The following is a 25,999-nucleotide window of genomic DNA, read 5'->3' as shown; positions in this document are numbered from 1 at the left end:
CGCAACCATGCCCGAGGCTACTACTCTTGAAGGGTGACTGAGCTAACCGCGAACACCGCATCCTCCATAGCAGATCCCCTCGCCAGCACCGCCCAAAGCGGAGCAGCGAACTATCCCGGGCTCGACGCCTGGCGGGACCTGCCGATCTCCCAGCAGCCCACGTGGTCCGACGCCGGCATCTTCGATGCTTCCGTCAAGGAACTTTCCGTGGTTCCGCCGCTGGTTTTCGCCGGCGAAGTGGATGTCCTCCGGGAGCGTTTGGCCGCTGCGGCCCAGGGCAAAGCATTCCTCCTGCAGGGCGGCGACTGCGCTGAGACATTTGAGGCTGCCACCGCGGACAAAATCAGCGCAAGGGTAAAGACCATCCTGCAGATGGCGGTGGTGCTGACCTACGGTGCTGCCATGCCCGTCATCAAGATGGGCCGCATGGCCGGCCAGTTCGCCAAGCCGCGCTCGTCCAACGACGAAACCCGCGACGGCGTCACGCTGCCCGCCTACCGTGGCGACATCGTCAATGGCTATGAGTTCACACCGGAGTCCCGCGCCCATGACGCCGGCCGTATGCTGAAGGCGTATCACACCTCGGCTTCGACCCTGAACCTTATCCGTGCGTTCACCCAAGGTGGTTTCGCGGACCTGCGCCTGGTTCACCAGTGGAACAAGGGCTTTACGGAAAACCCTGCGCACGCCCGCTATGAATCGCTGGCACGCGATATTGACCGTGCCATCAGCTTCATGGATTCCTGCGGCGCGGACTTCGAGGCGCTCAAGCGGGTTGAATTCTTCGCCAGCCATGAAGCCTTGCTGCTCGACTATGAGCGCGCCCTGACCCGCATCGATTCACGCACGGGCCTGCCCTACGACACTTCCGCCCATTTCCTGTGGATCGGCGAGCGGACCCGCGAACTGGATCATGCCCATGTGGACTTCCTCTCCCGTGTGCGGAACCCGATCGGCGTCAAGCTCGGACCCACCACCAGCGGTGATGATGCCCTGCGCCTGATCGACAAGCTGGACCCCAACCGTGAACCTGGGCGTCTGACGTTCATCACGCGTATGGGCGCCAAGAACATCCGCGAAAAGCTGCCCGCCGTCGTCGAGCGCGTCACCGCCTCAGGTGCCCAAGTGCTTTGGGTCACCGATCCCATGCACGGCAACACCGTCACCTCGCCCAACGGCTACAAGACCCGCAACTTCGACGACGTCATTGACGAGGTCCGTGGCTTCTTCGAGGTCCACCACTCGCTGGGCACGGTTCCCGGCGGTCTCCACGTCGAAATGACCGGCGACGACGTCGCTGAGTGCCTGGGTGGCGCCGATCCGATCGACCAGGACGCCTTCCTTGACCGCTATGAGTCAGTGTGCGACCCCCGCTTGAACCACATGCAGTCACTTGAAATGGCCTTCCTGGTGGCAGGGGCCCTCTCCAAGCAGTAAAAAACCATCAAAAAGGGCGTGGTCCGGATTAATCCGGACCACGCCCTTTTTGCTGTCTGCTGGGAGCCGTCATGTCCGTCTACACGACAGTCAATGTCACCACGGAGTCTTCCGGCACTTCGGTATTGACCGGGTTTTGGTCGCGGACGGTACCAAAGAAGCCGCCCAGGATCTTGTTGACCTCCACTTTGAAGCCCAGCTTCTTCAATTCCCTCTCAGCCTCGGCGGCCTGCTTGCCGATGAAGCTGGGAACGGAGACCAATTTGGGCCCCTTGGACACCGTAATCGTCACGGACTCACCGCGGATGAGCGTGCCATTGGCCGGGGCCTGGCTGACCACAGCCCCTTTGGGGACCGACTTGTCATTGACGGTCTCCGGAGCGATCACGGCCTTGAGCCCGGCATCCTGAATGGCCTTGACGGCGGCATCCTGCGGCTTCCCGCGTACGTCCGGTACCGGAATCGGCTGCGGCCCCTTGGAGACCTCCAGAGCCACAGGCGTGCCGTGACGTACTTCCTTGCCCTTGGCCGGGTCCTGGGCAATCACGACGCCGGCAGGGATCTTCTCATCAAAGGCTTCGGTGACGTTCCCCAGGGCCATTTCGGCGGCATTGAGTGCTGTCTTGGCTTCATCCAGGGTGCCGCCGGTCAAATCCGGCAGCGGGAACAGCTGGGCGCCCTTGGAGACGAAGAGGGTGATGGACTGGAACTTCCGCACTTCGGCACCGGATTCGGGTTCAGTTCCGACGGCGAGTCCGGCCAGGATGTCGTCGTCGAAGACGTCGCGCGGCTCCGACTGGAATCCAGCAGTTCGGAGGAGTTGCTGTGCCTCGGCCACTGTCTTGTTCTTGACGTCCGGTACGGTCCCGGGGGAGCCCGGGCCCATGCCGAAGAACCACCCGGCAGAAGCTGCGAGCATCGCCAGGATAACGATCACGATGGCCCAGATGATGCCCCGGCGGCGGGGATTGCCTTCCCTGAGCGGCCGCACGGGGGTTGCCGCGGCCCGGGCGCGGTCCTTGCTCTGTTGCTTCTCGAGCCTCTTCAGCTCGCGCTTGCCGGGTTGCCGGAGGTCCTGGTCGACGTCCCCACCAGGTGATGCTTTGGAGTGCTGAAGGGCCGAACCGCCGGCCGCCATGATGGTGGTCGGGTTGCTCTGGTGGCTGATGAACTCAGTGGGGGAGGCCGTGGTGGACAAGGCTTCCGTGGGATGCTCCGCGCCGCCGTTGAGGGCAGTTGTTGAAGCGGTGGGGTATGGGCTGTGATCCTGGCTTTGCTTGTGATCCAGCTGTTCGTCGGACAGCGTGGTCCGGATATGGCGGAGTTCGGTCAGCAACGCTGTCCCGTTCACAGGCCGGTTCTCGGCATCGGCAGCCGTGCACCACTGAACCAGTTCATCGAGGTCTTCGGCCAAGCCGGGAGCAATGTCCGAGGGGCGTCCCACCACGGAGTTGACGTGTTGGTAGGCCACCTGGATGGGGGAGTCGCCGGCATAGGGTTGCTGGCCGGTCAGCATTTCGTAGAGCATGATGCCGGCAGAATAGATGTCGCTGCGGGCATCTGCGGGTTGGCCGAGAACCAGTTCGGGAGCCAGGTACGCTACGGTTCCGATCAGGGCTCCGGTGCTGGTGTTCGCCGAGACTGCCCGGGCAAGGCCAAAGTCGCCCACCTTGATCCGGCCGTCGTCCGCGATCAGGACGTTCTCGGGTTTGATGTCCCGGTGGATCAAGCCGGAGCCGTGGGCGGCAGCCAGTCCTTCGATCACGGGATCGATCAGGGCCAGGGCCAGCCTCGGCGCCAAGGCTCCTTGTTCGCTGAGGACGTCGCGGAGAGTGTGGCCCTTGACGTACTCCATCACCAGGTAGGCCACGTGCCCGTCTTCGCCTTGGTCCAAAACGCCCACAATGTGCGGGTGGGAAAGGCTCGCGGCCGCTTTTGCTTCGCGGCTGAGCCGCTGGAGGAAGGTGGGATCGTTTGCCAGGTGCGGGTGCAGGACTTTGAGGGCTACGTCGCGCTCAAGGCGCTGGTCCGTGGCCAGGTAGACAGTGGACATTCCGCCCTTGGCAAGCCGGGAACGGACCAAATACCGGCCGTCCACCATGGTTCCAATGAGCTGGTCCTGCGTTGGTTCTTGCACCATACGATCCTAAACGAGGCAGGGAAGGGGCCCGAATCCGCATTGGGCTGGCCAATGGGATCCGGGCCCCTTCACAGGTGCTGCTGGAGCCTAGCCGAACGTGCGCTGGCGGGCTTTGATCGATTCGACGTACCGCTTGGTGTCGTCATACATGCCGTACTTGCTGACCGAGTACTGGCCCTGATAGTAGCCGGCAATCGCGGTATCCAGGTCCTTGCTGGTGGCGATCAGTGCGCGGATGATGGCGACACCGGCCGTAGCGTTGTCGTACGGATCCAAAAGGTTCAGCTTACGGCCCACCAGGTCCGAAGCCCACTGGCCGGAGGACGGGATGACCTGCATGGTGCCGATGGCGTTGGCAGGGGAAACTGCCCGCTGGTCAAAACCGGATTCCTGTTCCGCGAAGGCAAGAGCCAGGGATGGGCTGACGCCCATGCGCCTTGCGGTGTCAGCCACAATGCCTTTCATCTCGGCGCGGCTGGGCACCGGTGAGGCGTTGAGCAGGGCTTTGTTCTCGTTGGCCGAGCTGACGACGGCAGCGGGGTAAGTAAAGCCCAGGAAGGTGCTGGGAACCAAGGGCTTGGTCTCGCCGGCAGGCTGGAGTCCGGTGCCCGGAATGGTGAGCTTCTGGCCGGGGTAGATGACCGTGGTTGCGGAAACGTTGTTGGCGGTCATGAGCGCGCCCAGGGAAACCCCGTGGCGCGAGGCGATGGAACTGAGGGTATCGCCTGCCTTGATGGTGTAGGAGCCCGAGCCTGCAACGGGGGCAGGTGCCGGTGAAGGAGCTGCGGGGGCGGAGGGCGCAGATCCGCCGCTGACCTTGATCTTCTGGCCCGGATAGATGATGGAGCTGCCGTTGAGGTTGTTCCAGCTGAAAATGCTGGACAAGGGCACACCGTGCTTGGCGGCGATGGCACCGAGGGTGTCACCGGAGACGACGGTGTAGATGGTGGCGTTGCTGGAAGCTGCCGGGGCCGACGGCTGGGCCGGGGCGGAAGGCTGGGATGGGGCGGGCGTGGCCGTTCCCGTGAGCTTGATGGTCTGGCCCGGGTAGATCAACGTGGTGGCCGACAACTTGTTCAGCTGCAGGACGGCGTTGGTATCCAGGTTGAAGCGACGGGCGATGGCACTGATCGTATCGCCGCGGACGATCGTGTAGGTATCCGGAACCGAAGGAGCCATGGGGCGCAGGGCTGCGGGCAACGTTGCGGCAACAGCCTGTGCGGGGATGACATTGCCGGCGTTGACGGCTTGCGCCTTCATTGCTGCAGCAAGCGTGGCCGGGACTTTGCGGGGCTGGGGTGCCGGAGAAGCCATGGATGGCTGGGCCAGGGCAAGCGAGGACAAAACCACGGCGGGAAGCGCAGCCGTGGTTGCCGCAATGACCGGCATGCTCATGGTTCGTTTCGGCGAGCGGGGCGTCGTCATGAAAAGTGTCCTCATCTCAACAGCGGTTGTTGGGGTGGCGCTGTTGTCAGTGTTGCGAATGTTACTGATGTTATCAATGGTGCAAGTGTGATCAGTGTGAATCTCTCACACTTATGCAATCGACACAACAATTCCTGTCGATCGGGATTATGCTGTCCGATTTATTGCCAATGAAATGACGCATTAAAGGCGCCCCTCAGGTATCGGGAGCCGGCCCCGGCTAGGCGTGGGGCAGGGCGGCGTGGCAACCTTGTTCCGTGAGTAATGTAGAAAGCCTTGTTTCCGACTGGCTCCCCTTGCCGGATGTCGCCGAGCTGCTGGAAGTTTCCATCACCAAAGTCCACGGGCTCTTGGATGAACGCGCACTGGTTGCCATCAGGCGGGGAGAACGGAATATCCGCTCAATCCCGGCCTTGTTTATCCAGGATGGTCATCCTGTCGACAGCTTAAAGGGAACCATCGCGGTTCTCAGCGATGCCGGTTACAACGACGAAGAGCTGATCATCTGGCTCTTCACCCCTGACGAATCACTGCGTGGGCGCCCGATTGACGCCCTGCGCGAGGGACGTAAAACTGAGATCAGGCGTCGCGCCCAGTCTTTGGCCTGGTAACGGTGCCCCTTGGGTGAGTCAGGACACCGGGAACTGAAATAAGACGACGACGGCGGGTTGCACCGCCGTCGTCGCTTCATGTCCTATCGGTGCCGGGCACTAAGGTGACCCGTGCAAATTATGCTGCGCGGCTGACGGCAGCCTCAGCCAGTTGCCGCAGGGCGGTGAGCGGCACGTCATCCAGTGGCAGGCGTTCCAACGCTTCGAAGGCCTGGTTGCTCAGCTTTGCAATCAGCGATTCCGTGGCATCCAAGGCGCCGCACTGGACCATGATCCGACGTATCCGGGCGACGTCGTCTTCGCCCAGATCCGGATTCCCCAGCATTCGGTCCAGGTACTCCGCGTCAGCGGTTGAAGCCTGGTTCAGGGCAAATCCGACCAGGACGGTGCGTTTGCCTTCAAGCAAATCATCGCCGGCCGGTTTGCCGGTCGTTTCAGGATCGCCAAAGACTCCGAGGACATCGTCCCGCATCTGGAATGCCTCACCCAGTGGCAAGGAAAACTCTGAATATTCCTTCAGGAGCCCTGTGGGGGCGCCGGCGAGGGCACCACCCAATGCCAGCGGATGTTCCGTGGAGTATTTCGCCGACTTGTAACGGATGATTGATTGCGCCCGGTCCACGGACCCGGCCCGGTCACGGACAGGGCCCGCCACTTCCTCAAGAATGTCCAGGTATTGGCCGGCCATGACCTCTGCCCTCATGACATTGAATATTCGCCGTGCAGGAGTTCCTGCTGCCGCCCGGGGGCCGATTTCGGTAAAGGACTCCTCGCTGAACGACAAGCAGAGATCGCCGGTCAAGATGGCTGCGGCATCTCCGAATCGACCACTGTCCAGAGCCCAGCCGTTCAATTCATGGAGCTGGCTGAAGCGCTTGTGCACGCTGGGGCCGCCGCGGCGGGTATCGGACCGGTCGATGATGTCGTCGTGGATCAATGCTGCAGCCTGAAACAGTTCCAGCGCACATCCGGCAGTGAGGATCTCCGGGTTCCCGGCCTGTCCGCCGGCGCCCCTCCAACCCCAGTAGCACATCAGTGCCCGGAGGCGTTTGCCGCCCGTCACCAGGTGGGAAATCGAGCCGATGAGCGGCTCGACGTCCGGGGACACCGAAGCCATGAGTTCTTGCTGTCCCGACAGGAAGCCCTTCAGCTTGCCGGCAACGCCGTTGATGAACTCCGTCTGTTCGGACGTTACTGTGGCCAGTGCCGTCACTTGATGGACCCGGCCGCCACATTGGCGCCAATGGTGAAGGTGGATACGCCTTCCTTCTGCCGGATTGAGACGTTCACTGTCTCGCCATCACCCCTGACAAAGTCCAGCGAGGTGACATTGCCTACGGCCTCCGGTCCAGGTACAAGCTTGAAGCCCTGTGCCTCCAAGGACGTTTTGTAGTAGTCCACCACGCCCTCCGGCGGGGCCTTGACGGTTCCAACCAAGGCTGCCGTTGCCAGGGAGGTGCTCTTGTCGAAGCTGCTGGAACGGACCGATGCCTTGGGCATGACGGGAATCAGTTGCTCGGGAAAGCCCGGAACAAGGGCGTTTACCGTGGCAGTGGCGCCCGGCGCCGAAGTGGCCGATTCCGTGGTCGTCGCTGTTGCAGTCGCTGACGCGGACGCGGAAGCGGCAGGGCTCGAGGACGATGACTGCGATGAAGTGTCCGTGGGGGACGGAGCGGCCGAACCTCCTGGGGCCGGCGTGCATGCCGAGGCTGCTACGGCGACACTTGCTGCGAGCAGGGCAAACCCTCGCGATCGAGGAGTTCCAAAGAGCTTCACAGGGTATCCTTCCGGGGCTGGGGCAGAGATTGCCTCCAGTTTAGTCAGTGGCCGGGCATAGTATTGCCGATGTGAGGCAGGAAGCATTCGGCAGCGGCCCAGGAGCCGGTCAGGAGTCCTCCCGCAGCGCAGGTGATGCTCTGCGGGAATTGAGGCGAACCAGCATCCTCCACGTTGATATGGATGCGTTTTTTGTCTCCGTTGAACTCCGCAGCAGACCCGATCTCCGGGGAAAGCCAGTGATCGTCGGATTTCCCGCTGAGCGGTCGGTGGTGCTTTCGGCTTCCTACGAGGCCCGGGCCACAGGAGTGAAGTCCGCCATGCCAATGTCGATCGCGATGCGGCGTTGCCCCTCCGCGGTGATCATTAATCCGCGGCATTCGGTGTACTACGAAGTGTCCGGCCAGATCATGGAGATCTTTGCTTCCATTACGGATCTGGTGGAGCCCCTCAGCGTCGATGAAGCCTTCCTCGATGTTGGTGGGGCGATTCGCCGGCTCGGTCCGCCCCTGGAAATAGGACACCTCATCCGCCGAAGGGTCCAGTCGGAACTGGGCATTACGGCATCTGTGGGAATTGCCGGCACCAAGTTCGTGGCCAAAATCGCCTCCACGCGGTGCAAGCCCGACGGAATCCTGCAGATCAACGCCGGGGACACCCTTGCCTATCTTCACAGTCTCCCCGTTAATGCCCTGTGGGGCGTGGGTGGAAAGACCGGAGAGGTGCTTGCCCGCCTTGGCATCCGAACTGTGGCAGACGTGGCGGCAACTCCGGTGGCTGCCCTGAAGAAGGTCCTCGGTGCCAGCGGGGAACACGTCCACCGGCTGTCCATGGGAATAGATCCCCGCCCGGTGACGCCTACCAGGCTTGAGAAGAGCATCGGGGCGGAAGAGACCTTCTCCACCGATACGGGTGACAATGCCTTGCTGCACAAGGAATTGCTGCGCTTATCCCACCGGACGGCGGGAAGGCTGCGCAGTTCCGGCATGCTGGCCAGGACCGTGGCCCTGAAGCTCCGGTACTCGGACTTTTCCACGGTCACACGGAGCCGGACCGTTCATGCCCCAGTGGACAGCGCGCAGATGATCTACCAAGTGGCGGTACAACTGCTCGATTCATTGGGGCCGCGGTCCCTGAGCGTCCGCCTCGTTGGGGTACGGGCGGAGCAGCTTGAGCCCGCCGGGCAAACATCCCTCCAACTAAGCCTGGACCGCCGGGACGACAACTGGCGGGCAGCGGAGCAGGCCTTGGACCGGGTTTCGGAACGTTTCGGGTCCAAAACCCTCCTTCCAGCAAGACTCCTCGACCCCGGAAAGCCCTCCGAGGCAGGTGATCAACTGTGAGCTTGGTCCCGCTGGCCATCAGGCGTCTTTCAGAACGGCGTCGGACAAACTATCCTATTTATTACAGAGATTTAGATCGTCTGGACAAACTGTTTCCTGAACAGTCGGCCCTGAGATGCCCGCTGAACCAAGAGGGAATTTCGGGAACGATTTTCTTGGTCCGATCGTTGTGGAAACAGACGCACAGAAAGCGTTATGTCCAGACGCTGGCTGACTAAAGGAGGTCGCGATGCCCCTCTCGGAGCACGAACAGAAGCTGCTTGAGCAACTTGAAAAGCAACTTCATGAGGACGATCCGAAGTTTGCCAGCACCATGGGCTCGGATCCCATCCGCAGTTGGTCAACCCGGCATGTAATCATCGGCGTGCTTGGCGCCATTGCCGGCATCCTCCTCCTGCTCGTGGGAGTTTCGATGCAGGCGATACCAGTGGGTGTCCTCGGCTTCGTCGTCATGGGTGCTGGCGTCTACTTCGCCACGCTGCGCGGAGCAGCCTTTGGCAAAGCCGGCAAGGGCAAACCAGCCCGGGGCAAACCCAAGAGTTCGTTCATGAGCAGCCTCGAAGAGCGCTGGGACGAGCGGCGCCGCGACGACTCCTAAGTCCTCCACGACGTTGCACCTCCGCTAGTACGACCCCTGCCTTACGCGCGCCCCTGATTTTTTCCCGGGGATGACGAAAGACCCGCATGCCGCGGGTCTTTTTGCGTTTAACGTGTCTTTTGCTCCACTTCCCACCACCACTCCGCTCTTTACCCCGCCAGGCACCCCTACTCAGCCTCCCCTTCCCACCACACCGGCGCAGCAGGCGGGGAAAGCAGCCCAGGGGAGACCTGAACCCCTCGCCGGAGATGTCCGCGCCACGCGGCGGCTCCACCGGCCCTCCACTTTCCGCCACGGAGCCAAAATCCGCGCCATTTCAACCAACTCGAATCTCAAGGTGGTGGAGAAACACCTGCTCCTGCGTTGACTGTGGGGCTTTGTGGAGTAAAGTGGAGCGCATAAGAGGGTAGTGGCAGTGTTGGGAATGAACGGGCACCTTAACTGAGGGGCGGTGGGGCCAGATGTTTCTGGGCACTCACTCGCCGCGTCTCGATGAAAAGGGCCGGATCATCCTTCCCGCCAAGTTCCGCGAGGAGCTTGCCGAGGGGCTGGTCCTCACCAGGGGTCAGGAACGCTGCATCTACGTCTTCAGCCAGAAAGAATTCGAACGTATTCACGAGTCGATGCGGGAAGCACCACTGTCTTCCAAGCAGGCCCGCGACTATATTCGCGTTTTCCTGTCCGGAGCCTCTGATGAAGTACCTGACAAGCAGGGGCGCGTGACCATTCCGCCGGCGCTCCGGGCATACGCAGGCCTTGGCAGGGAGTTGGCTGTGATCGGAGCCGGCACCCGAGCGGAGATCTGGGATGCCGAAGCTTGGAATGAGTACCTCAACGAGAAGGAAGCAGCCTTCTCGGAAACGGATGACGACAATCTGCCCGGGTTTATCTGACCGGTCGGAGGAAGCAGCAGTACCGCTTCTTGAATGGGATCTCCAGCCGCCCATCGAACAGTCTTCCTGGCTCACCTTCCCCTGAGCCAGGCCGGCGGGTCGATAGGCGCGGATGGGGATCCGATTCAAGAAACAGCAGGCAAGCGATTGAAGAAAGAGGAGGCAGCGTGGAAGAGCAGGACGCGGCAAAGCCCACATCGGAGCGCCACGTACCCGTCCTGAAAGACCGCTGCATCAATCTGCTCGCCCCCGGCTTCGAGGCTGCCAGGAAGCGGGGAGCCACCCCTGTCGCCATCGATGCGACCCTGGGCATGGGCGGTCACTCCGAAGCCATGCTGCAGCGTTTTCCGGACCTGCACCTGGTCGGTATTGACCGGGACGAAGAGGCCCTTGCCTTGGCGGGCGCGCGGCTTGAGCCCTTCTCGGACCGGACGGACCTGGTGCACGCCGTGTACGACGAGATCGGCGAAGTCCTCGAAGACCTCGGCATCTCCGAGGTCCACGGCATCCTCATGGACCTGGGTGTCTCTTCGCTGCAGTTGGACGAGCGCGAGCGTGGTTTCGCCTACTCCTACGATGCCCCCCTCGACATGCGGATGGACACCAGCCGCGGACAGACAGCAGCCGACGTCGTCAATAACTACAGCGAAGACGAACTGGTGCGCATCATCCGCAAGTGGGGCGAAGAAAAGTTCGCCGGCCGCATTGCCAACAGGATCGTCAATGCCCGGGTGGAGAAACCCTTCGCAACCACCGGCGAACTTGTGGAACAGATCCGCAGTGTTGTTCCCGCCGCAGCGGCCAAGAGCGGTGGACATCCCGCCAAACGCACTTTCCAGGCATTGAGGATTGAGGTCAACGAGGAGCTGGACGTCCTGGAACGGGCTGTTCCCTCAGCTGTGGCCGCTACGGCCATGGCGGGACGGATCGTGGTGATGTCCTATCACTCGCTGGAAGACAAGATCGTGAAGTCGGTTTTCCAAGCTGGATCAAAATCCTCAGCCCCACTTGGTTTCCCCGTGGAACTTGAAGAACATAAACCCGAACTGAAAACCATCACCAAGGGCACGGAAGTGCCAACGGCAGCAGAAATCGCTGAGAACCCCCGCGCGGCGTCCGCCCGATTGAGGGCAGTGGAGCGCATCAAAGCAAGGAGAGACGCATGAGCAACGCCGCAGCGAAGACACTGCCCTCCGTGGTGGGCAATACCGCCCGTGCACTGCCTGCTCCCGGCGGCAAGCCTGACTCCGGACGCAAGGCCCGTACGCCGCTTTCCTTGGTGCGCAGTGCTCCGGGCAAACGCCGGACCCCATTCGTCGTCCTTTGCTTCGTGGCCATGGCGGCTGCCCTCATGGCAGTTCTTGTCCTGAATATTTCGGTATCCACCGCCCAATACCAGTTGGTGCAGCTTAAGGCCGAAGCAGCAACCCTGAACAAGGAAAACCAGGACCTGACACAGAGGAAGCAGAACTTCGAGGCTCCCCAGAATTTGGCCGCGAAGGCGGCAGAATTAGGAATGGTTCCTTCAACTGTCAAGGGACAGATCGACCTCAATACGATGACCGTCACCGGAAAGGCAACACCGGCCGTTAAGGGAGATGCTCCTTTGGCCCAGTTGGCTCCTCCGGCAGTGGCGGGGATGCTGGACGTGGTTCCCTCGGTAACAACCAAGGAACCCCTGGAGAACCTCAAGCCGGTGACTCCGGTTGCGCCTGCCGCCCCGGCTGCACCCGCGGCTGCTCCAGCATCTCCGGCAGCTACGCCGCCGGTTGACCTTAACGGGGGTTCTGTACCGGCCCCTCAGCAGAAGGCACCCGGGCAATAATCCATCAGTCCACCGAAGCTAGGCCAGCAGCAAGGAATCAACGTGGCTCAGAACCCCGGCACATCGAAAAAAACGAAGACGCCGGCGGCAAAAAAGCGGTTGCGGGTTGGTCTTGGCATCATGCTGACGCTGCTGTTGGTAGTGGGCGGCAAGCTGTTCATGGTCCAGGGCCTGGATATGGGCGGAATGGCCGAAGCTGCGCTGGCGAAGCGCCTGACGCCCCAGGTCCTGCCTGCTGAGCGGGGGCAGATCGTTGATGCCAACGGCACTGTCCTGGCCAGCAGCGTCATCCGGTACAACCTCGTTGTGGACCAGGTCCTGAATACGAACACGGCCACCTTTAAGAGGTACAACGAGAAGACCGAAGAGGTTGAGACCGTTTCCAGGGACCAAGGCATCTCGGAGCTGGCCACGCTCCTGGGTTCCGACGTCGAAAAAATCCGCGAGGCGCTGACCGGAGAGAAGAAGTACTTCGTGGTCGCCAAAGACATCAAGCCTGAGCTTGAAGACCGGATTTCCAAACTGAATATCCCGGGAGTGATCCCCGAAGGCGTCAGTAAGCGCGTGTATCCAAATGGCAGCGTGGCCGGTGGAGTAGTGGGTTTCCTTCAGGATGGCGTCTCAGGCCAAGCAGGCATCGAGCAGACCCAGGACGAGGTCCTGCGTGGCGTTGAAGGAAAGCGCGTTTTCGAGATCGGCGCTGACGGCCTGAGGATTCCAGTGGCCACCGACGAACTGACTCCGGCGGTGGACGGCAGTGACGTCAAGCTGACCCTCAACACCGATATCCAGTATTTTGCGCAGCAGGCCATCCAAAGCCAAGTGAACAAGATGAACGCCGAGTGGGGTTCCATCATTGTGATGGACATCAAGACCGGCAATCTGGTGGCCCTGGCTGATACCAATGCTCCGGATCCGAACGACCCCGGAAAGGTTGACGCCAAGGACCGTGGCGTCCGCTCCGTGACAGCTGCCTACGAGCCCGGTTCCGTGCAGAAGATGATCACGGCAGCTGCCGTGATCGAAGAAGGCAAGTCGTTCCCCTTGGATCACTTCACGATTCCAACTGCCTACACGATCGACGGGCAGACGTTCACGGACGCCTTTGAGCACGGCACTGAAGAACGCACTTTGGCCGGCATCCTGGGGTGGTCCATGAACACTGGAACCGTCATGGCGGGCAGCAGGTTGACCAAGGAACAGCGCTACGACTGGTTGAAGAAGTTCGGCATCGGTGAGCAGACGGACATCGGACTGCCGGCCGAGGCAACCGGCATCCTGGCAAAGCCTGATCAATGGGACGAACGGCAGCAATACACTGTCCTGTTCGGACAAGGCGTTTCCCAATCGACGCTGCAGACAGTGCGTGCGTTCCAGAGCATCGCGAACGATGGCGTCATGCTGCAGCCAAGGCTTATTGACAGCTACATCACTCCCCAGGGGGAGGAACAGAAGGTTCCGGCCAAGGATTCGCGCCAGGTGGTATCCAAGGAGACCGCCCAGCAGGTGCGGGACATCCTCGAGAGTGCCGTCACTGAGGGGCAGATCAAGGACGCGGCAATCGATGGTTACCGGGTGGGCGCAAAGACGGGAACGTCGCAGGCTCCCCGTGAGGATGGCCTGCCCGGATTCGACGGATACACCGCCTCGATGGTGGGCATGGCGCCCATGGATGACCCGCGTTTCATTGTTGAGGTGGTCCTGCAGCGTCCCAAGGGAAACATCTATGGCGTCACCAACGGACCGGTGTTCCGTTCGGTCATGTCACAGGTGCTGCGTACCTACAACGTGGCCCCGTCCACGGGAACTCCCGCGCGGCTGCCCCAGTTCGTCAAGTAAGCTTCTTGGGCGTCTGTTTCGGCCAAGATTCGATCCACCACTAACGGCCCGGGCGCCGCTGGCTCCACGCCGGTCGTTCCACGAGCACCAACGGAGAACTACGTGTCAGAGCACAATGAGGCAGCCAACAACGTCACGACGCCGGACGCAGGCCGGTCCGGCTTCCGGCCCGGGTCTGTTGCAGCGGTGCCCTTGGCCACCATCGCGGAGGTCCTTGGCGTGGCCGCCCCGGAAGAGGGGCACCACGGGGGAGTAACGGGTATTACGCTCAACTCCAGGGCAGTGGAACCCGGCGATCTCTATATGGCTTTACCGGGAGCTTCGCGCCATGGTGCCGACTTTGTTCCCCAGGCAGTAGAGGCCGGAGCCGCTGCCGTGGTGACGGACGACGCCGGGGCACGCCAGCTTGCGCTGGCAGGCGAACAGCCGGTGCCTGTCCTCATTGTTGATGAGCCGCGCACGGTGGTGGGTCCCCTCGCTGCGCTGATCTACCGCAGCCAGCCGGCCGAGGGCGGATCGCCCGCGCTCTACGGTGTCACCGGGACCAACGGCAAGACCACCACCACCTACTTCATCAACTCGCTGCTGCGGGCCCTTGGCCGGAAGACGGGGCTCATCGGCACCATCGAGATTGTGGCGGGTGGCGAACCCATCCCGAGCTTGCTGACCACTCCGGAGTCCACCGATGTCCATGCCCTGCTGGCATTGATGCGGGAGCGCGGACTGGACGCGGCGTCCATGGAGGTCTCGTCCCACGCAATCTCCTACCGCCGGGTGGATGGGGTCATGTTCGACGTCGCAGGCTTTACCAACCTCACCCAGGACCACCTGGACCTGCACGGGAGCATGGAAGAGTACTTCCGCACCAAGGCTGACCTTTTCACCGCCAAGAGGGCCCGCCACGCCGTGGTTACCGTCGATGACGACTGGGGACGCAAACTCGTTGAATTGGCCGATATCCCGGTCACGACTCTCTCCGCCGGTGGAGCAGCCGCTGGTTCCGACTGGCACGTCGCAGGCATCACTGCCCGCGGGCTAGGCTCCGAATTCGAACTCCGGCACGTCGACGGCCGGATGCTGCGCGTCCACACCGGCCTGCCTGGAGCCTTCAATGTGGCCAACGCGGCACTGGCCACCATCATGGTCCTGGCATCAGGAGTGGATGGACAGGCGCTTCAGGCGGCATTGGACGCCCATGATCCTTTCACCGTCGCCGTTCCCGGACGCATGCAGTTGGTGTCCACTGAACCGGCGGCCGTTGTTGATTTTGCCCACAATCCCGATGCCTTGGCGCGCGCCCTGGAGGCCGTACGATCCCCGGAGGAGGGGTCCCGGGTCATCGTGGTCTTTGGTGCCACTGGCCAGCGGGATCAAGGTAAACGGCCCACCATGGGTGCCATAGCCGCCCGACTGGCTGACGTTGTGATAGTCAGCGATGACGATCCCCACGACGAAGATGCAGCCTCCATTCGGGCAGAAGTGCTCCAGGGCGCCTACGCCGCGCGGGATACGGAGGGACTGACCAGCGAAATCGTTGAGTCCTACCCCAGGGACGCGGCGATCCGACTGGCCGTGGAGATGGCCGAAGCCAGCGACACCATCCTTGTTGCCGGGCGCGGCCACGAAGTGTGGCAAGAGGTCAAAGGCGTCAACCTGGCCCTGGACGACAGGGTGGAATTGCGTGCCGCCTTGACATCCAAGGGATTCAGCGTTTCAACGGACCAGCGGATAGAGTCCTAAACCGAGATGATTGCACTTACTGCGGCGGAGATCGCCGACCTCACCCATGGCCGATTGACCGGAGCAGCGGACGTCGTGCCCACCTCCGTCGTCACTGATTCGCGGGAAGCGACGCCCGGTTCCCTGTATGTGGCCAAGCGCGGCGAACACGCCGACGGCCACGATTTCGTCGCTGCTGCTTTCGAACGTGGCGCCGTCCTGGTACTTGCCGAGCGTGAAGTCACCGATGCCGCTGGAAGCCCGTTTCCCGCCGTCGTGGTTGATGACGCCGTCCTGGCCATGGGCGCGTTGGCTGCTGAGAGCGTCCGGCGCATCAGAGCCGAACGTGCCCAGCGCGGCGAGGACTTCACCGTCATCGGGATCACCGGTTCGGCGGGTAAGACCACCACCAAGGATCTCCTGGCCGGAGTGCTTTCCGCGGCCGGCAAGACCGTGGCCCCGCAGGGCTCCTACAACGGCGAGGTGGGCGTCCCGCTGACGGTTTTCGCTGCTGACGCCCAAACCCGTTACCTGGTCATCGAAATGGGTGCCACTGGACTGGGGCACATCAAGTACCTCGCGGACATGGTAAAGCCGGACATCGGTGTTGTCCTGGTAGTCGGCACTGCGCATGCTGGTGAATTCGGTGGCGTCGAAAACATCGCCAAGACCAAGGGCGAACTCGTAGAAGCGCTCACTGAGCACGGTACAGCTGTGATCAACCTCGATGACGCCCGGGTTTCGGCCATGCGAAGCCGGACCAACGCCAAAGTCCTGGGTTTCACATCTTCACCGGCGACCACCGAGGAAGTTGAAGCCCGCAACGTTGTTGTCAACGGCCAGGGATTCCCTGAATTTGATCTTGTACTCCCCGACGGCGGACCGGCGGTCCAGGTGCGAAGCCGGCTGATCGGCGCTCATCACGTCACCAACCTGCTGGCCGCTGCGGCAGCCGCCTTCGCCGCAGGTATCCCGGCAACAGCCATTGCCGCCTCCCTGAGCTCACAGTCGGCGGCCAGCCGCTGGCGCATGGAGCGGACGGAACGCGCCGACGGCGTGACCATCATCAACGACGCCTATAACGCCAATCCTGAATCGATGCGGGCCGCGCTGCGGACCCTGGCAGACCTTGGACAGGGCAGAAGGACCTGGGCGGTCCTGGGCGCCATGCTTGAGCTGGGGGAGGACTCCATCCGCGAGCACACAGCCGTGGGCACGCAGGTGGTCCGCTTGAACATCTCACGGCTGGTGGTGGTGGGACGCGAAGCGCGGGCCCTCTACATTTCAGCCATCCAGGAAGGATCCTGGGGAGATGAATGTTCGTTCACCGAAACGGTGGATGAAGCCTATGAGCTTCTTCAGAACGAGCTCGAACCCGGTGACCTGGTGCTGTTCAAATCCTCCAATGGTGTGGGGCTGCGGCATTTGGGTGATCGGATAGCATTACCTCCACGGGCCGAGCCCACCGGAGACAACGCAGCCGGCACGGCTGCAAGCGAAGGGAACGAGCTGCTGTGATTGCACTTTTGATCGGCGCCGGCGTCGCCCTTCTGGTGGCCCTGATAGGGACACCCCTGTTCATCAGGTTCCTCGTGGCCAAGAGCTACGGGCAATTCATCCGTGACGACGGGCCGACATCGCACCACACCAAGCGGGGAACCCCCACCATGGGCGGAACCGTGGTCGTTGCCGCCGTCCTGATCAGCTACTTCGTAACGCACCTGATCATGTGGATGATGAACCCGCGCTCCCCAGGACCTTCCGCGTCCGGGCTTCTCCTGCTCTTCCTGATGGTGGGCATGGGCTTCGTTGGCTTCCTGGATGACTACATCAAGATTTCCAACAAGCGAAGCCTGGGGCTCAACGCCCGCGCCAAGCTGATCCTCCAAGCCGCGGTGGGAATCATTTTCGCCGTCCTGGTCCTGCAATTCCCCAACGAGGACGGGTTGCGTCCGGCATCCACCCAGATCTCCCTGGTCCGTGACATCCCGTGGCTGGACCTGGCCTTCGGGGGAACAGTGCTCGGTGCGATCCTTTTCATCGTGTGGTCCAACCTGATCATCACCGCCGCCACCAACGGCGTAAACCTGACTGACGGCCTGGACGGGCTTGCTGCGGGCGCCTCCATCATGGTTTTTGGTGCCTACACCATCATGGGTATCTGGCAGAACAACCAGGCCTGTGGATCCCCGCGGGAGGCCGGCAGCGGTTGCTACCAGGTGCGGGATCCCATGGATCTGGCCCTGTTGGCCGCGATCCTCAGTGCCGCTTTGGTGGGCTTCCTCTGGTGGAACACTTCGCCGGCAAAGATCTTCATGGGCGACACCGGCTCGCTGGCGATCGGCGGCGCTGTGGCAGCATTTGCCATCTTGTCCCGCACGGAACTCCTGCTTGCTTTCATCGGCGGCCTCTTCGTCCTGATCACCCTTTCGGTGATCATCCAAGTGGGCTTCTTCAAGCTCAGTGGCGGCAAGCGTGTGTTCAAGATGGCACCGCTCCAGCACCACTTTGAACTGAAGGGCTGGGCAGAGGTCACAGTGGTGGTCCGCTTCTGGATCCTTGCAGGCCTCTTCGTAGCCGCCGGCCTCGGAATTTTCTACGCTGAATGGGTGGTACTGCTGTGAACGGAAGCCCGGAGACGACGTCGTCCGTCACGGACAGGCTCAAAGGACTCACAAGCTGGGACGCTGACTGGAACGGCCTGCGGGTGGTGGTCACGGGAATCGGTGTGTCCGGCTTCTCGGCAGCGGACACCCTGATCGAGCTTGGCGCCAAAGTAGTGGTCGTAGATGCCGCCACCACCGCCAAAGCCAAAGCCCAGGCGGACACCTTGAAAATCGTTGGTGCCGTGGAAGTGTTGCTGGGCGAAGAAGCGGTCAGCGCCCTGCCCTTGATCGAGGACGCATTGCCCGATCTTGTGGTCACCTCGCCGGGCTGGCGCCCGGACCAAGCTCTCCTGGCTGCCGCCAGGCGCAAGCACATTGCCGTCTGGGGAGACGTCGAGCTGGCGTGGCGGCTCCGCGTCCGTGAGGGACGCAAGACCGCGGATTGGCTCACCATCACCGGTACCAACGGCAAAACCACCACCGTGGGCATGACCGAATCCATGCTGCAGGCGGCCGGGCTCAAGGCCATCGCGGTAGGAAATGTAGGAACGCCCATCCTGGACGCTCTCAGGGATCCTGTGGACTATGACGCCTTCGCCGTCGAACTCTCCAGCTTCCAGCTCCACTGGAGCCACTCCTTGTCCCCGGTGGCCAGTGTTTGCCTCAACGTGGCCGAAGACCACGTGGATTGGCACGGATCCTATGCCTCCTACCTGGCGGACAAAGCCAAGGTGTATGAGAACACCCAAAAGGCGGCCGTCTACAACGCTGAGCAGATCGAAACTGAACGCATGGTGGAGAACGCCGATGTGGTGGAAGGGTGCCGTGCCATCGGGTTCACCACCAACACCCCGGCCATCAGCATGCTGGGGGTAGTGGACGGGCTGCTGGTAGACCGCGCCTTCATCGCCGAGCGCAAGGACTCCGCAGCCGAGCTGGCCTCCATGGCCGACCTCGGACCTGTTGCCCCGCGGCATATGGTCGCCAATGCACTTGCTGCAGCAGCCCTGGTGCGCGCCTATGGCGTCGAGCCGGCAGCGGTCAAGCAGGGCCTCATCAACTACCTGCCCGGCGCCCACCGCATCCAGCTGGTGGCCAAGCAGAATGAGGTCCTTTGGATCAATGACTCAAAGGCCACCAATCCCCATGCCGCGTCGGCCGCGTTGTCTTCCTTCCAGCAGGTTGTCTGGATAGCAGGGGGCCTGTCCAAGGGGGTCAACTATGACGACCTCGTCAAAGAACATGCACCCCGGCTCAAGGCTGTGGTGTTGATAGGTACCGATACCGAAGCGCTGGAAGGCTCCCTCCAGCGACACGCGCCCGATGTCCCGGTGATAGCCCAGCCGAAGGGCGACACTGAAGAGGTGCAGACCGCAGCCGGCAACGCCGCTTCGCCTATCTACGGCGAAGCAATCATGGCCCAGGCCGTGGCGTCGGCGGCCCAACTTGCCGCGCCGGGGGACACCGTCCTGATGGCGCCCGCGGCTGCATCCATGGATCAGTTCTCTTCCTACGCTCACCGCGGCGATGCTTTCGTCCAGGCAGTTCGCGAGCTTGTGGAAGGGCAGGCACCGACCACCGAGGAGTAACAATGGTCAGCACGCCCACCCGCACCCGCGGTAAAGACCCCCGGGACGGGAAACCCAAGGCTCCGGCCAAGCCGGGCAAGAAGCCTTCAGGGCTCCGCGGACACCTGCGCAACTTTTGGGACAGTCTTGAAGGCAAGGACAAAGCGCCCAACAGTTCCACGTACTACCTCATCCTCGGCTGTGCCCTGGCGCTCACTGCCATTGGCATCATGATGGTGCTGTCCGCCTCAAGTGTCGAGGCCATCTCCGAAGGGAAATCCCCCTACGCGGATGCCCTGAAGCAAGCCATGTTCGGCGTCGTCGGCCTGATTGCGATGTACGTCATCTCCCGGACCAACGTGAACTGGATGAAAAGGCTGTCCTGGTGGGCCCTCGGAGCGGTTCTGGTGCTTCTGGTCCTGGTCCAGGTGATGGGCAACACCGTCAACGGCAACAAGAACTGGATCGACATTGGCGGGATAACCCTCCAGCCTTCCGAGATGGCCAAGCTGATTCTTTGTATCTGGATCGCTGCGGTTCTGGCGCGCAAGCAAAAACTCCTCCACCGCTGGTGGCACGTCATCATTCCCGTAGTGCCGGGAGCCGGAATGGTCATCGCTTTGGTGATGCTGGGCAACGACCTCGGGACTGTCATCGTCATCGCAGCCATCACAGCTGCGGGACTCTACTTTGCGGGTGTGCCCGGGCGGATGCTGGCCATCGCCGGCATCATTGGAGCCGCAGGTGCCGTGTTGGGGACCATCAGCAGTACCAACAGGATTTGCCGCATCACCTCCTGGCTGGGAACGGCCTCCCAGACTTGTACTGACCAATTCGATTTCGATTTCCAATCAACCAACGGCATGTATGGGCTGGCACAGGGGAGCTGGACCGGCCTGGGCCTTGGGCAAAGCCGCCAGAAGTACAACTGGCTCCCCGAGGCCCACAACGACTTCATCTTCGCCATCATCGGAGAGGAACTCGGCCTGGTGGGGACCCTGGTGGTCCTGATCCTTTTTGCCATCCTGGGCATCGCCATTTTCCGGGTAGTGGTCCGGCAGACCGACCCGTTCCAGCGCACCCTTGCCGGTGGCATCATGGTGTGGCTGTTGGGCCAGGCAAGCATGAACATGGCAGTCGTCACGCAGCTTCTCCCCGTGGTGGGTGTGCCGCTTCCGTTTATCTCCTACGGAGGTTCGGCACTGATCATGTCGCTCTGCGGTATCGGCGTAGTCTTGTCTTTGGCCAGGGGCCAGTTACCGCCTCAGCAGCGTCCCCGTTTCCTGCCCCGCCGTTCTCCGAAAACCGCACGAAAGCGTACCTAGCACTTCATGACTCCTGACTCCCGCAACGCGTCCAAGCCTTTGTCCGTCGTCCTTGCCGGCGGCGGTACTGCAGGGCACGTCAGCCCGCTGCTGGCCATCGCCGATGCCATCAAGGACAAGCGTCCGGAGGCTGCCATCCTGGCTGTAGGCACGCCGTCGGGCATGGAAACGCGGCTCATACCGGCAGCCGGCTACGAACTCGCCACCATCGACAGGGTGCCGTTTCCGCGGCGGCCCTCCGTGGACCTCATCAAACTGCCCGGGCGATTGCGGTCCGCAGTCTCCCAAGCCCGGCGGATCCTGGAAGATGCCAAGGCTGACGTCCTGGTCGGTGTGGGCGGTTATGTCTGCACTCCCATGTACCTCGCCGCCCGCAAGCTGGGCATTCCCGTGGTGATCCACGAAGCCAATATGAAGGCAGGCTTGGCCAACCGGGTGGGGGCGCGGTTCAGCAACCATGTAGCGGTGGCATTCGCCGGCACCCGGCTGCGGGGAGCCCGGCACGTCGGCATGCCCATGCGCCGGGCCATCTCCGGCCTCCACAGAGCACAGGCCGCACCCGGTGCCAAGGAAGCCCTGGGCCTGGATCCGGACCGTCCGGCATTGATCGTCACCGGTGGTTCCTCAGGTGCCTTGAGCATCAACCGATCCATCGCTGCGGCCCTGCCGGCGTTGGCGGCCGCAGGGATTCAAACCCTGCACATTACCGGCAACGGGAAAGCCGTACTCGATGAGCACGGCACGCTCCTGGCCGCCGAAGGCTACCGCCAGGTGGAATATGTGGACGGCATGGAAAATGTCTACGCTGCGGCGGATGTCCTGCTGGCCCGCGCCGGGGCCGGAACCGTCAGCGAAGTTGCTGCCGTGGGAGTTCCGGCTGTCTTTGTCCCGCTGCCCATCGGCAACGGGGAACAAGCACTGAATGCTGCTCCGTTGGTCAATGCAGGCGGAGCACTTCTGGTGGAGGACAAAGACCTCAACCCTGAGTGGCTTGAAAGGGAGCTCATCCCGTTGATCTCGGACCGCAAGCGTCTCGAAGACATGGCCGCCAAATCCGAAGCACTTGGTATAAGAAACGCCGATCAGCGCATGGCTGATCTTGTCCTGGAAGCGGTATCCGCATGACCACCAGCATCGCCCCCCTCGAGTCCTTGGGCCGCGTCCATTTCATTGGCATCGGCGGTGTGGGCATGTCCGCGGTCGCCCGGATCATGGTGGCCCGCGGCGTGCCCGTCAGCGGCAGTGATGCCAAGGACCTGCCGGTCATGCACGACCTCTCTTCGGCAGGGGCCCGCATCGCGGTGGGATACCACCAAGACAACCTGGCCGACGCCCAGACGATCGTGGCAGGTTCAGCCATCCGCGCCGACAATCCGGAGCTCGCCGCAGCCAGGGCCGCCGGGCTCCCCGTGCTGCACCGTTCCGAAGCGCTGGCAGCCACGATGGCAGGCCACCGCGTGGTAACAGTGGCCGGTACCCATGGGAAGTCCACCACTACGTCCATGATTGCGGTGCTGCTCAAGGAAGCCGGGGTTGACCCTTCCTTTGCCATTGGGGCAAACGTCCCGGCGTTGGGCGTAAACGCAGCCCATGGAGAGTCGGATATTTTTGTTGCCGAGGCGGACGAGTCGGATGGTTCCTTCCTCAACTACCGGCCGTTGATCGCCGTCGTGACAAATGTCGAAGCCGACCATCTGGACCACTACGGAACGCCGGAAGCCGTCTTCGCCTCTTTTGACAGCTTTGCTGCCCTCCTTCCCGCGGAAGGCCTTCTCCTTGCCTGCGCCGACGACGCCGGGGCCCGCGCGCTGGCCGAACGGACCCGGGCCAAGGGAACCACGCGCGTCCTGACGTACGGGACTTCCGACGACGCCGATATACGGCTTTTCGACGGCGGCCCGGGTGAGGTTTCCATCGCGGTTGGGTCAGGCGTCCACGCTGACCCCCACAAGGTTGAACTCCAGGTTCCCGGACGCCACAACGCCCTGAACGCAGCGGCCGCGTTCGCGGTCGCCGTCGAACTTGGCGTGGAACCGGAAGCTGCCGCAGCAGCGCTGGGTCATTTCACCGGTGCTTCGCGGCGGTTTGAACTCAAGGGCCAAGGCAGGGGAGTACGGGTCTATGACGACTACGCCCACCACCCCACGGAGGTCCGGGCTGCGTTGTCCGCGGCCCGATCGGTAGCAGGCGGCAGTAAAGTCCACGTCCTGTTCCAGCCCCACTTGTTCTCGCGGACGCGTGAATTCGCCAAGGAGTTTGCCTCCGCGTTGGACGCAGCGGATACAGCCTTGATCCTGGACATCTATCCTGCCCGCGAGGACCCCATTCCGGGTGTCACCAGTGCGCTGATCGCTGATCAGCTGGCCACAGGGCGGTTGGTCTCGGCCGGCGAGGCAGTGGAAGTTCTGACAGGCGCCGCCCGCGACGGTGACGTGGTCCTGACCGTAGGAGCAGGTGACGTCACAGCTTACGGGCCAGTGATCGTGGAGGCCCTGGGTGGCTAGCACCCGAAAGCCGACGTACAGGCCAGGGCCGGACTCCCGGCCCGGTGCAGCGCGTCCGGGTTCGGCGCGGGTGGGTTCCCCGCGGGCAGGCGACAAGGCTGAACCGGAGGCCGTCATCAGCGCCCAGCGGTCCCTGGAACCGGAGCGGACTACCGCCACGGCCAAGCAGTCAGTGGCAACAGGCAAAGCCGCGGCTTCAGCCGGGAGCCCGGACAACGTCATCGTCTTTCCGGAGCCGAAGGGGCGGCGCCGGCGTCGACTCGTGCTGTGGACACTTTCCATAGTGGCCGCCGTGGTGGCTGCCGTGATTGCCGGAGCCATCTTTTCGCCGGCGTTGGCGGTCCGGACCATTACGGTTGACGGCACCACGTTATTGACTCCGCAGGACGTCGAAAAAGCCCTGTCGGGCCTGGACGGCAAGCCGCTGCCGCAGGTCAGTGAAGAAGAGATCAAGGAACTGTTGAAGCCACTGGTGCAGGTCCGCTCCGCCACGATGGAGGCCAGGCCACCCTCGGAGTTGCTGGTGCATGTCAACGAACGCGTTCCGGTTGCCTTGCTGAAGCAGGGCGACTCTTACGTGATGGTGGACGTGGACGGCGTGCAGCTCGGGGCCACCAAGGACCAGTCGGCAGTGGCGTTGCCGTTGATCGACGCGGGGGCAGGATCCTCCAATACTGAGTTGTTCAAGGCCATCGCAGCGGTGCTGGATACCTTGCCCACCGATGTCCGTGCCAAAATGTCAACTGCCTCGGCAGCCTCCGCGGACGCCGTGGAGCTGAAGTTGGTGGATGGAAAGACGGTAGTGTGGGGCAATGCCGAGGACAAGGAACTGAAGGCGAAGGCACTTGAAGCGCTGCTCAAGATGCCTGCGGACCCAAAGGTTCCAGTGAGTGTTTACGACGTCAGCGTTCCGCGGCATCCATTCACCAAATAAGCAGCTTTGAGAACGTAACCTGCGGCCGTCGGTGGCCTTATTTCGCGACAATCACACGACACGCGCAAGCGGAGATTGCATGTGCGAACCATAGGAAATACCGTCGCAGTAGAGTTACTTGACATAACTATAACCTTCAACTAGAGGGTTAAGGTCCAAGAATTCAAGTTGGACTCGATCAGTTTCGCTATAGGACACAAGCAAGGGGCACGAAACGTGGCAGCACCGCAGAATTACTTGGCCGTCATCAAGGTCGTCGGCATCGGCGGCGGTGGCGTGAACGCAGTCAACCGCATGATCGAGGTGGGCCTTCGGGGCGTCGAGTTCATCGCCATCAACACGGACGCGCAGGCGCTGCTCATGAGTGACGCAGACGTCAAGCTCGACGTCGGACGTGAGCTCACGCGTGGCCTCGGCGCCGGCGCAAACCCCGAGGTAGGCAAGCAGGCCGCCGAGGACCACGCCGACGAGATCGAAGAAGTTCTCCGCGGTGCCGACATGGTCTTCGTGACCGCAGGCGAAGGAGGCGGCACCGGAACTGGTGGCGCTCCTGTGGTGGCCCGCATCGCCCGTTCGCTTGGCGCCCTGACCATCGGTGTGGTGACCCGCCCGTTCACCTTCGAGGGCCGTCGTCGTGCAGGCTCGGCCGAGGCCGGCATCGACGCCCTGCGGGATGAAGTCGACACCCTGATCGTCATCCCCAACGACCGCCTCCTGTCCATCAGCGATCGCAACGTCTCCGTCCTTGATGCCTTCCGTTCCGCGGACCAGGTGCTCCTTTCCGGTGTCCAGGGCATCACGGACCTCATCACCACCCCGGGCCTGATCAACCTCGACTTTGCCGACGTCAAGTCCGTCATGCAGGGTGCCGGTTCGGCCCTGATGGGCATTGGCTCCGCCCGTGGCGAAGACCGTGCGGTCAAGGCCGCCGAACTGGCAATCGCCTCCCCGCTCCTGGAAGCTTCCATTGACGGTGCCCACGGCGTCCTCCTCTCCATCCAGGGCGGATCGGACCTGGGCCTCTTCGAAATCAACGAGGCCGCCCGCCTGGTCCAGGAAGTGGCTCACCCCGAAGCCAACATCATCTTCGGCGCCGTCATTGACGACGCCTTGGGTGACGAAGCACGCGTGACCGTCATTGCTGCCGGTTTTGATGACGTCAAGGCGACCTCGCCCTCCATGGACCAGTCGCGTCCTGCCCAGAACCCTGTCCCTTCGGAACGCCCCGCTGCCCCAAGCAGCGCACCCTCCAGCGCCGCTGCACCGCAGCACGCAACAGCGGGGATCGGTGCGGCCGGCCTGAGCAACTGGGGGCAGCAGCGCCCCTCTGCACTCCCGGCCGACTCGGGCTTCGACGTCGACCTCCCCGCGGTAGTGGAGCCCGATCTTTCGGGTAGCCGTTCCGACGACCTCGACGTCCCCGACTTCCTCAAGTAAGCCGGGTCCCGAGAGCCGG

Annotated in this window: 22 protein-coding genes; 18 read left to right on the top strand and 4 right to left on the bottom strand. The window is 62.6% G+C overall.

Translation table 11 applies throughout. The annotated features are described in order from the left end of the window. Positions 1-33 precede the first annotated feature (33 nt). A complete protein-coding gene (locus AC6JA3_RS13170) occupies positions 34-1,437 on the top strand; it encodes a class II 3-deoxy-7-phosphoheptulonate synthase (RefSeq protein WP_347783523.1) in 1,404 nt (467 codons plus the stop codon). A 79-nt stretch (positions 1,438-1,516) separates the two neighbouring features. Here AC6JA3_RS13170 and pknB read toward each other — a convergent pair whose 3' ends face one another. Both pknB and AC6JA3_RS13160 read right to left on the bottom strand, forming a co-directional pair. Continuing rightward, positions 1,517-3,577 (bottom strand): Stk1 family PASTA domain-containing Ser/Thr kinase, encoded by a 2,061-nt coding sequence (gene pknB, locus AC6JA3_RS13165; RefSeq protein WP_347783522.1) that lies wholly within the window; start codon positions 3,575-3,577, stop codon positions 1,517-1,519. A gap of 87 nt (positions 3,578-3,664) precedes the next feature. Then, entirely contained in the window at positions 3,665-5,002 is a 1,338-nt protein-coding gene (locus tag AC6JA3_RS13160) for a LysM peptidoglycan-binding domain-containing protein (protein ID WP_347783521.1), read from the bottom strand. 257 nt (positions 5,003-5,259) lie between these two features. On the opposite strand from AC6JA3_RS13160, the gene AC6JA3_RS13155 reads away from it, so the two are divergent. Further along, complete coding sequence (locus AC6JA3_RS13155; protein WP_026542495.1) at positions 5,260-5,613, top strand: Rv2175c family DNA-binding protein; 354 nt, start codon at positions 5,260-5,262, stop codon at positions 5,611-5,613. A gap of 118 nt (positions 5,614-5,731) precedes the next feature. On the opposite strand, the gene AC6JA3_RS13150 is transcribed toward AC6JA3_RS13155, so the two are convergent. Then, complete coding sequence (locus AC6JA3_RS13150; RefSeq protein ID WP_347783520.1) at positions 5,732-6,826, bottom strand: polyprenyl synthetase family protein; 1,095 nt, start codon at positions 6,824-6,826, stop codon at positions 5,732-5,734. Next, a complete protein-coding gene (locus AC6JA3_RS13145) occupies positions 6,823-7,389 on the bottom strand; it encodes a hypothetical protein (protein ID WP_347783519.1) in 567 nt (188 codons plus the stop codon). Before AC6JA3_RS13145 ends, AC6JA3_RS13150 begins: the two co-directional genes overlap by 4 nt. Positions 7,390-7,460: 71 nt before the next feature. On the opposite strand from AC6JA3_RS13145, the gene dinB reads away from it, so the two are divergent. The 16 genes from dinB (at position 7,461) to ftsZ (ending at position 25,980) form a co-directional block, all read left to right on the top strand. Continuing rightward, entirely contained in the window at positions 7,461-8,732 is a 1,272-nt protein-coding gene (gene dinB / locus AC6JA3_RS13140) for a DNA polymerase IV (RefSeq protein ID WP_223945122.1), read from the top strand. Positions 8,733-8,961: 229 nt separating this feature from the next. After that, positions 8,962-9,330, top strand: coding sequence for an SCO2097 family morphological protein (locus AC6JA3_RS13135; RefSeq protein ID WP_026542499.1), 369 nt, complete (start codon positions 8,962-8,964; stop codon positions 9,328-9,330). Positions 9,331-9,442: 112 nt separating this feature from the next. Continuing rightward, the gene (locus AC6JA3_RS13130; RefSeq protein ID WP_347783518.1) at positions 9,443-9,697 is read left to right on the top strand and encodes a hypothetical protein; all 255 of its coding nucleotides are present in this window, start codon (positions 9,443-9,445) and stop codon (positions 9,695-9,697) included. A gap of 94 nt (positions 9,698-9,791) precedes the next feature. Beyond that, positions 9,792-10,223 (top strand): division/cell wall cluster transcriptional repressor MraZ, encoded by a 432-nt coding sequence (gene mraZ / locus AC6JA3_RS13125; RefSeq protein WP_026542500.1) that lies wholly within the window; start codon positions 9,792-9,794, stop codon positions 10,221-10,223. A 167-nt stretch (positions 10,224-10,390) separates the two neighbouring features. Beyond that, complete coding sequence (gene rsmH, locus AC6JA3_RS13120) at positions 10,391-11,389, top strand: 16S rRNA (cytosine(1402)-N(4))-methyltransferase RsmH (RefSeq protein ID WP_347783517.1); 999 nt, start codon at positions 10,391-10,393, stop codon at positions 11,387-11,389. Further along, the gene (ftsL, locus tag AC6JA3_RS13115) at positions 11,386-12,048 is read left to right on the top strand and encodes a cell division protein FtsL (RefSeq protein ID WP_026542502.1); all 663 of its coding nucleotides are present in this window, start codon (positions 11,386-11,388) and stop codon (positions 12,046-12,048) included. The genes rsmH and ftsL overlap by 4 nt, the downstream gene beginning before the upstream one ends. Positions 12,049-12,090: 42 nt before the next feature. Beyond that, positions 12,091-13,887 (top strand): peptidoglycan D,D-transpeptidase FtsI family protein, encoded by a 1,797-nt coding sequence (locus AC6JA3_RS13110; protein WP_026542503.1) that lies wholly within the window; start codon positions 12,091-12,093, stop codon positions 13,885-13,887. A 102-nt stretch (positions 13,888-13,989) separates the two neighbouring features. After that, complete coding sequence (locus AC6JA3_RS13105) at positions 13,990-15,627, top strand: UDP-N-acetylmuramoyl-L-alanyl-D-glutamate--2,6-diaminopimelate ligase (protein ID WP_347783516.1); 1,638 nt, start codon at positions 13,990-13,992, stop codon at positions 15,625-15,627. 6 nt (positions 15,628-15,633) lie between these two features. Then, complete coding sequence (locus tag AC6JA3_RS13100; RefSeq protein WP_347783515.1) at positions 15,634-17,124, top strand: UDP-N-acetylmuramoyl-tripeptide--D-alanyl-D-alanine ligase; 1,491 nt, start codon at positions 15,634-15,636, stop codon at positions 17,122-17,124. Beyond that, positions 17,121-18,230: a phospho-N-acetylmuramoyl-pentapeptide-transferase gene (mraY, locus tag AC6JA3_RS13095; protein ID WP_026542506.1), complete on the top strand. Its 1,110-nt coding sequence runs from the start codon at positions 17,121-17,123 to the stop codon at positions 18,228-18,230. Before AC6JA3_RS13100 ends, mraY begins: the two co-directional genes overlap by 4 nt. Further along, positions 18,212-19,801: a UDP-N-acetylmuramoyl-L-alanine--D-glutamate ligase gene (murD, locus tag AC6JA3_RS13090; protein ID WP_347783514.1), complete on the top strand. Its 1,590-nt coding sequence runs from the start codon at positions 18,212-18,214 to the stop codon at positions 19,799-19,801. Before mraY ends, murD begins: the two co-directional genes overlap by 19 nt. A 2-nt stretch (positions 19,802-19,803) precedes the next feature. Continuing rightward, positions 19,804-21,105 (top strand): putative lipid II flippase FtsW, encoded by a 1,302-nt coding sequence (gene ftsW / locus AC6JA3_RS13085; protein ID WP_026542508.1) that lies wholly within the window; start codon positions 19,804-19,806, stop codon positions 21,103-21,105. 6 nt (positions 21,106-21,111) lie between these two features. Further along, a complete protein-coding gene (murG, locus tag AC6JA3_RS13080) occupies positions 21,112-22,230 on the top strand; it encodes an undecaprenyldiphospho-muramoylpentapeptide beta-N-acetylglucosaminyltransferase (RefSeq protein WP_347783513.1) in 1,119 nt (372 codons plus the stop codon). Beyond that, positions 22,227-23,609 carry a UDP-N-acetylmuramate--L-alanine ligase gene (gene murC / locus AC6JA3_RS13075; protein WP_347783512.1) on the top strand — a complete coding sequence of 461 codons (1,383 nt, stop codon included), beginning with the start codon at positions 22,227-22,229 and terminating at the stop codon, positions 23,607-23,609. Before murG ends, murC begins: the two co-directional genes overlap by 4 nt. After that, positions 23,602-24,543 (top strand): cell division protein FtsQ/DivIB, encoded by a 942-nt coding sequence (locus AC6JA3_RS13070; RefSeq protein ID WP_347783511.1) that lies wholly within the window; start codon positions 23,602-23,604, stop codon positions 24,541-24,543. Before murC ends, AC6JA3_RS13070 begins: the two co-directional genes overlap by 8 nt. A gap of 216 nt (positions 24,544-24,759) precedes the next feature. After that, on the top strand, positions 24,760-25,980 hold the full coding sequence (ftsZ, locus tag AC6JA3_RS13065; RefSeq protein ID WP_026542512.1) for a cell division protein FtsZ: 1,221 nt from the start codon (positions 24,760-24,762) through the stop codon (positions 25,978-25,980). The last annotated feature ends 19 nt before the right edge of the window (positions 25,981-25,999 follow it).

It is taken from the genome of Arthrobacter sp. TmtSoilC79, from assembly GCF_059739405.1.
This window is presented reverse-complemented; position numbering and strand designations above follow the sequence as displayed.

Coding starts and splice junctions, on each gene's coding strand:
- pknB (WP_347783522.1), bottom strand. CDS start 3,577: ATGGTGCAAGAACCAACGCAGGACCAGCTCATTGGAACCATGGTGGAC.
- AC6JA3_RS13160 (WP_347783521.1), bottom strand. CDS start 5,002: ATGACGACGCCCCGCTCGCCGAAACGAACCATGAGCATGCCGGTCATT.
- AC6JA3_RS13135 (WP_026542499.1), top strand. CDS start 8,962: ATGCCCCTCTCGGAGCACGAACAGAAGCTGCTTGAGCAACTTGAAAAG.
- mraZ (WP_026542500.1), top strand. CDS start 9,792: ATGTTTCTGGGCACTCACTCGCCGCGTCTCGATGAAAAGGGCCGGATC.
- ftsL (WP_026542502.1), top strand. CDS start 11,386: ATGAGCAACGCCGCAGCGAAGACACTGCCCTCCGTGGTGGGCAATACC.
- AC6JA3_RS13100 (WP_347783515.1), top strand. CDS start 15,634: ATGATTGCACTTACTGCGGCGGAGATCGCCGACCTCACCCATGGCCGA.
- murD (WP_347783514.1), top strand. CDS start 18,212: ATGGGTGGTACTGCTGTGAACGGAAGCCCGGAGACGACGTCGTCCGTC.
- ftsW (WP_026542508.1), top strand. CDS start 19,804: ATGGTCAGCACGCCCACCCGCACCCGCGGTAAAGACCCCCGGGACGGG.
- murG (WP_347783513.1), top strand. CDS start 21,112: ATGACTCCTGACTCCCGCAACGCGTCCAAGCCTTTGTCCGTCGTCCTT.
- murC (WP_347783512.1), top strand. CDS start 22,227: ATGACCACCAGCATCGCCCCCCTCGAGTCCTTGGGCCGCGTCCATTTC.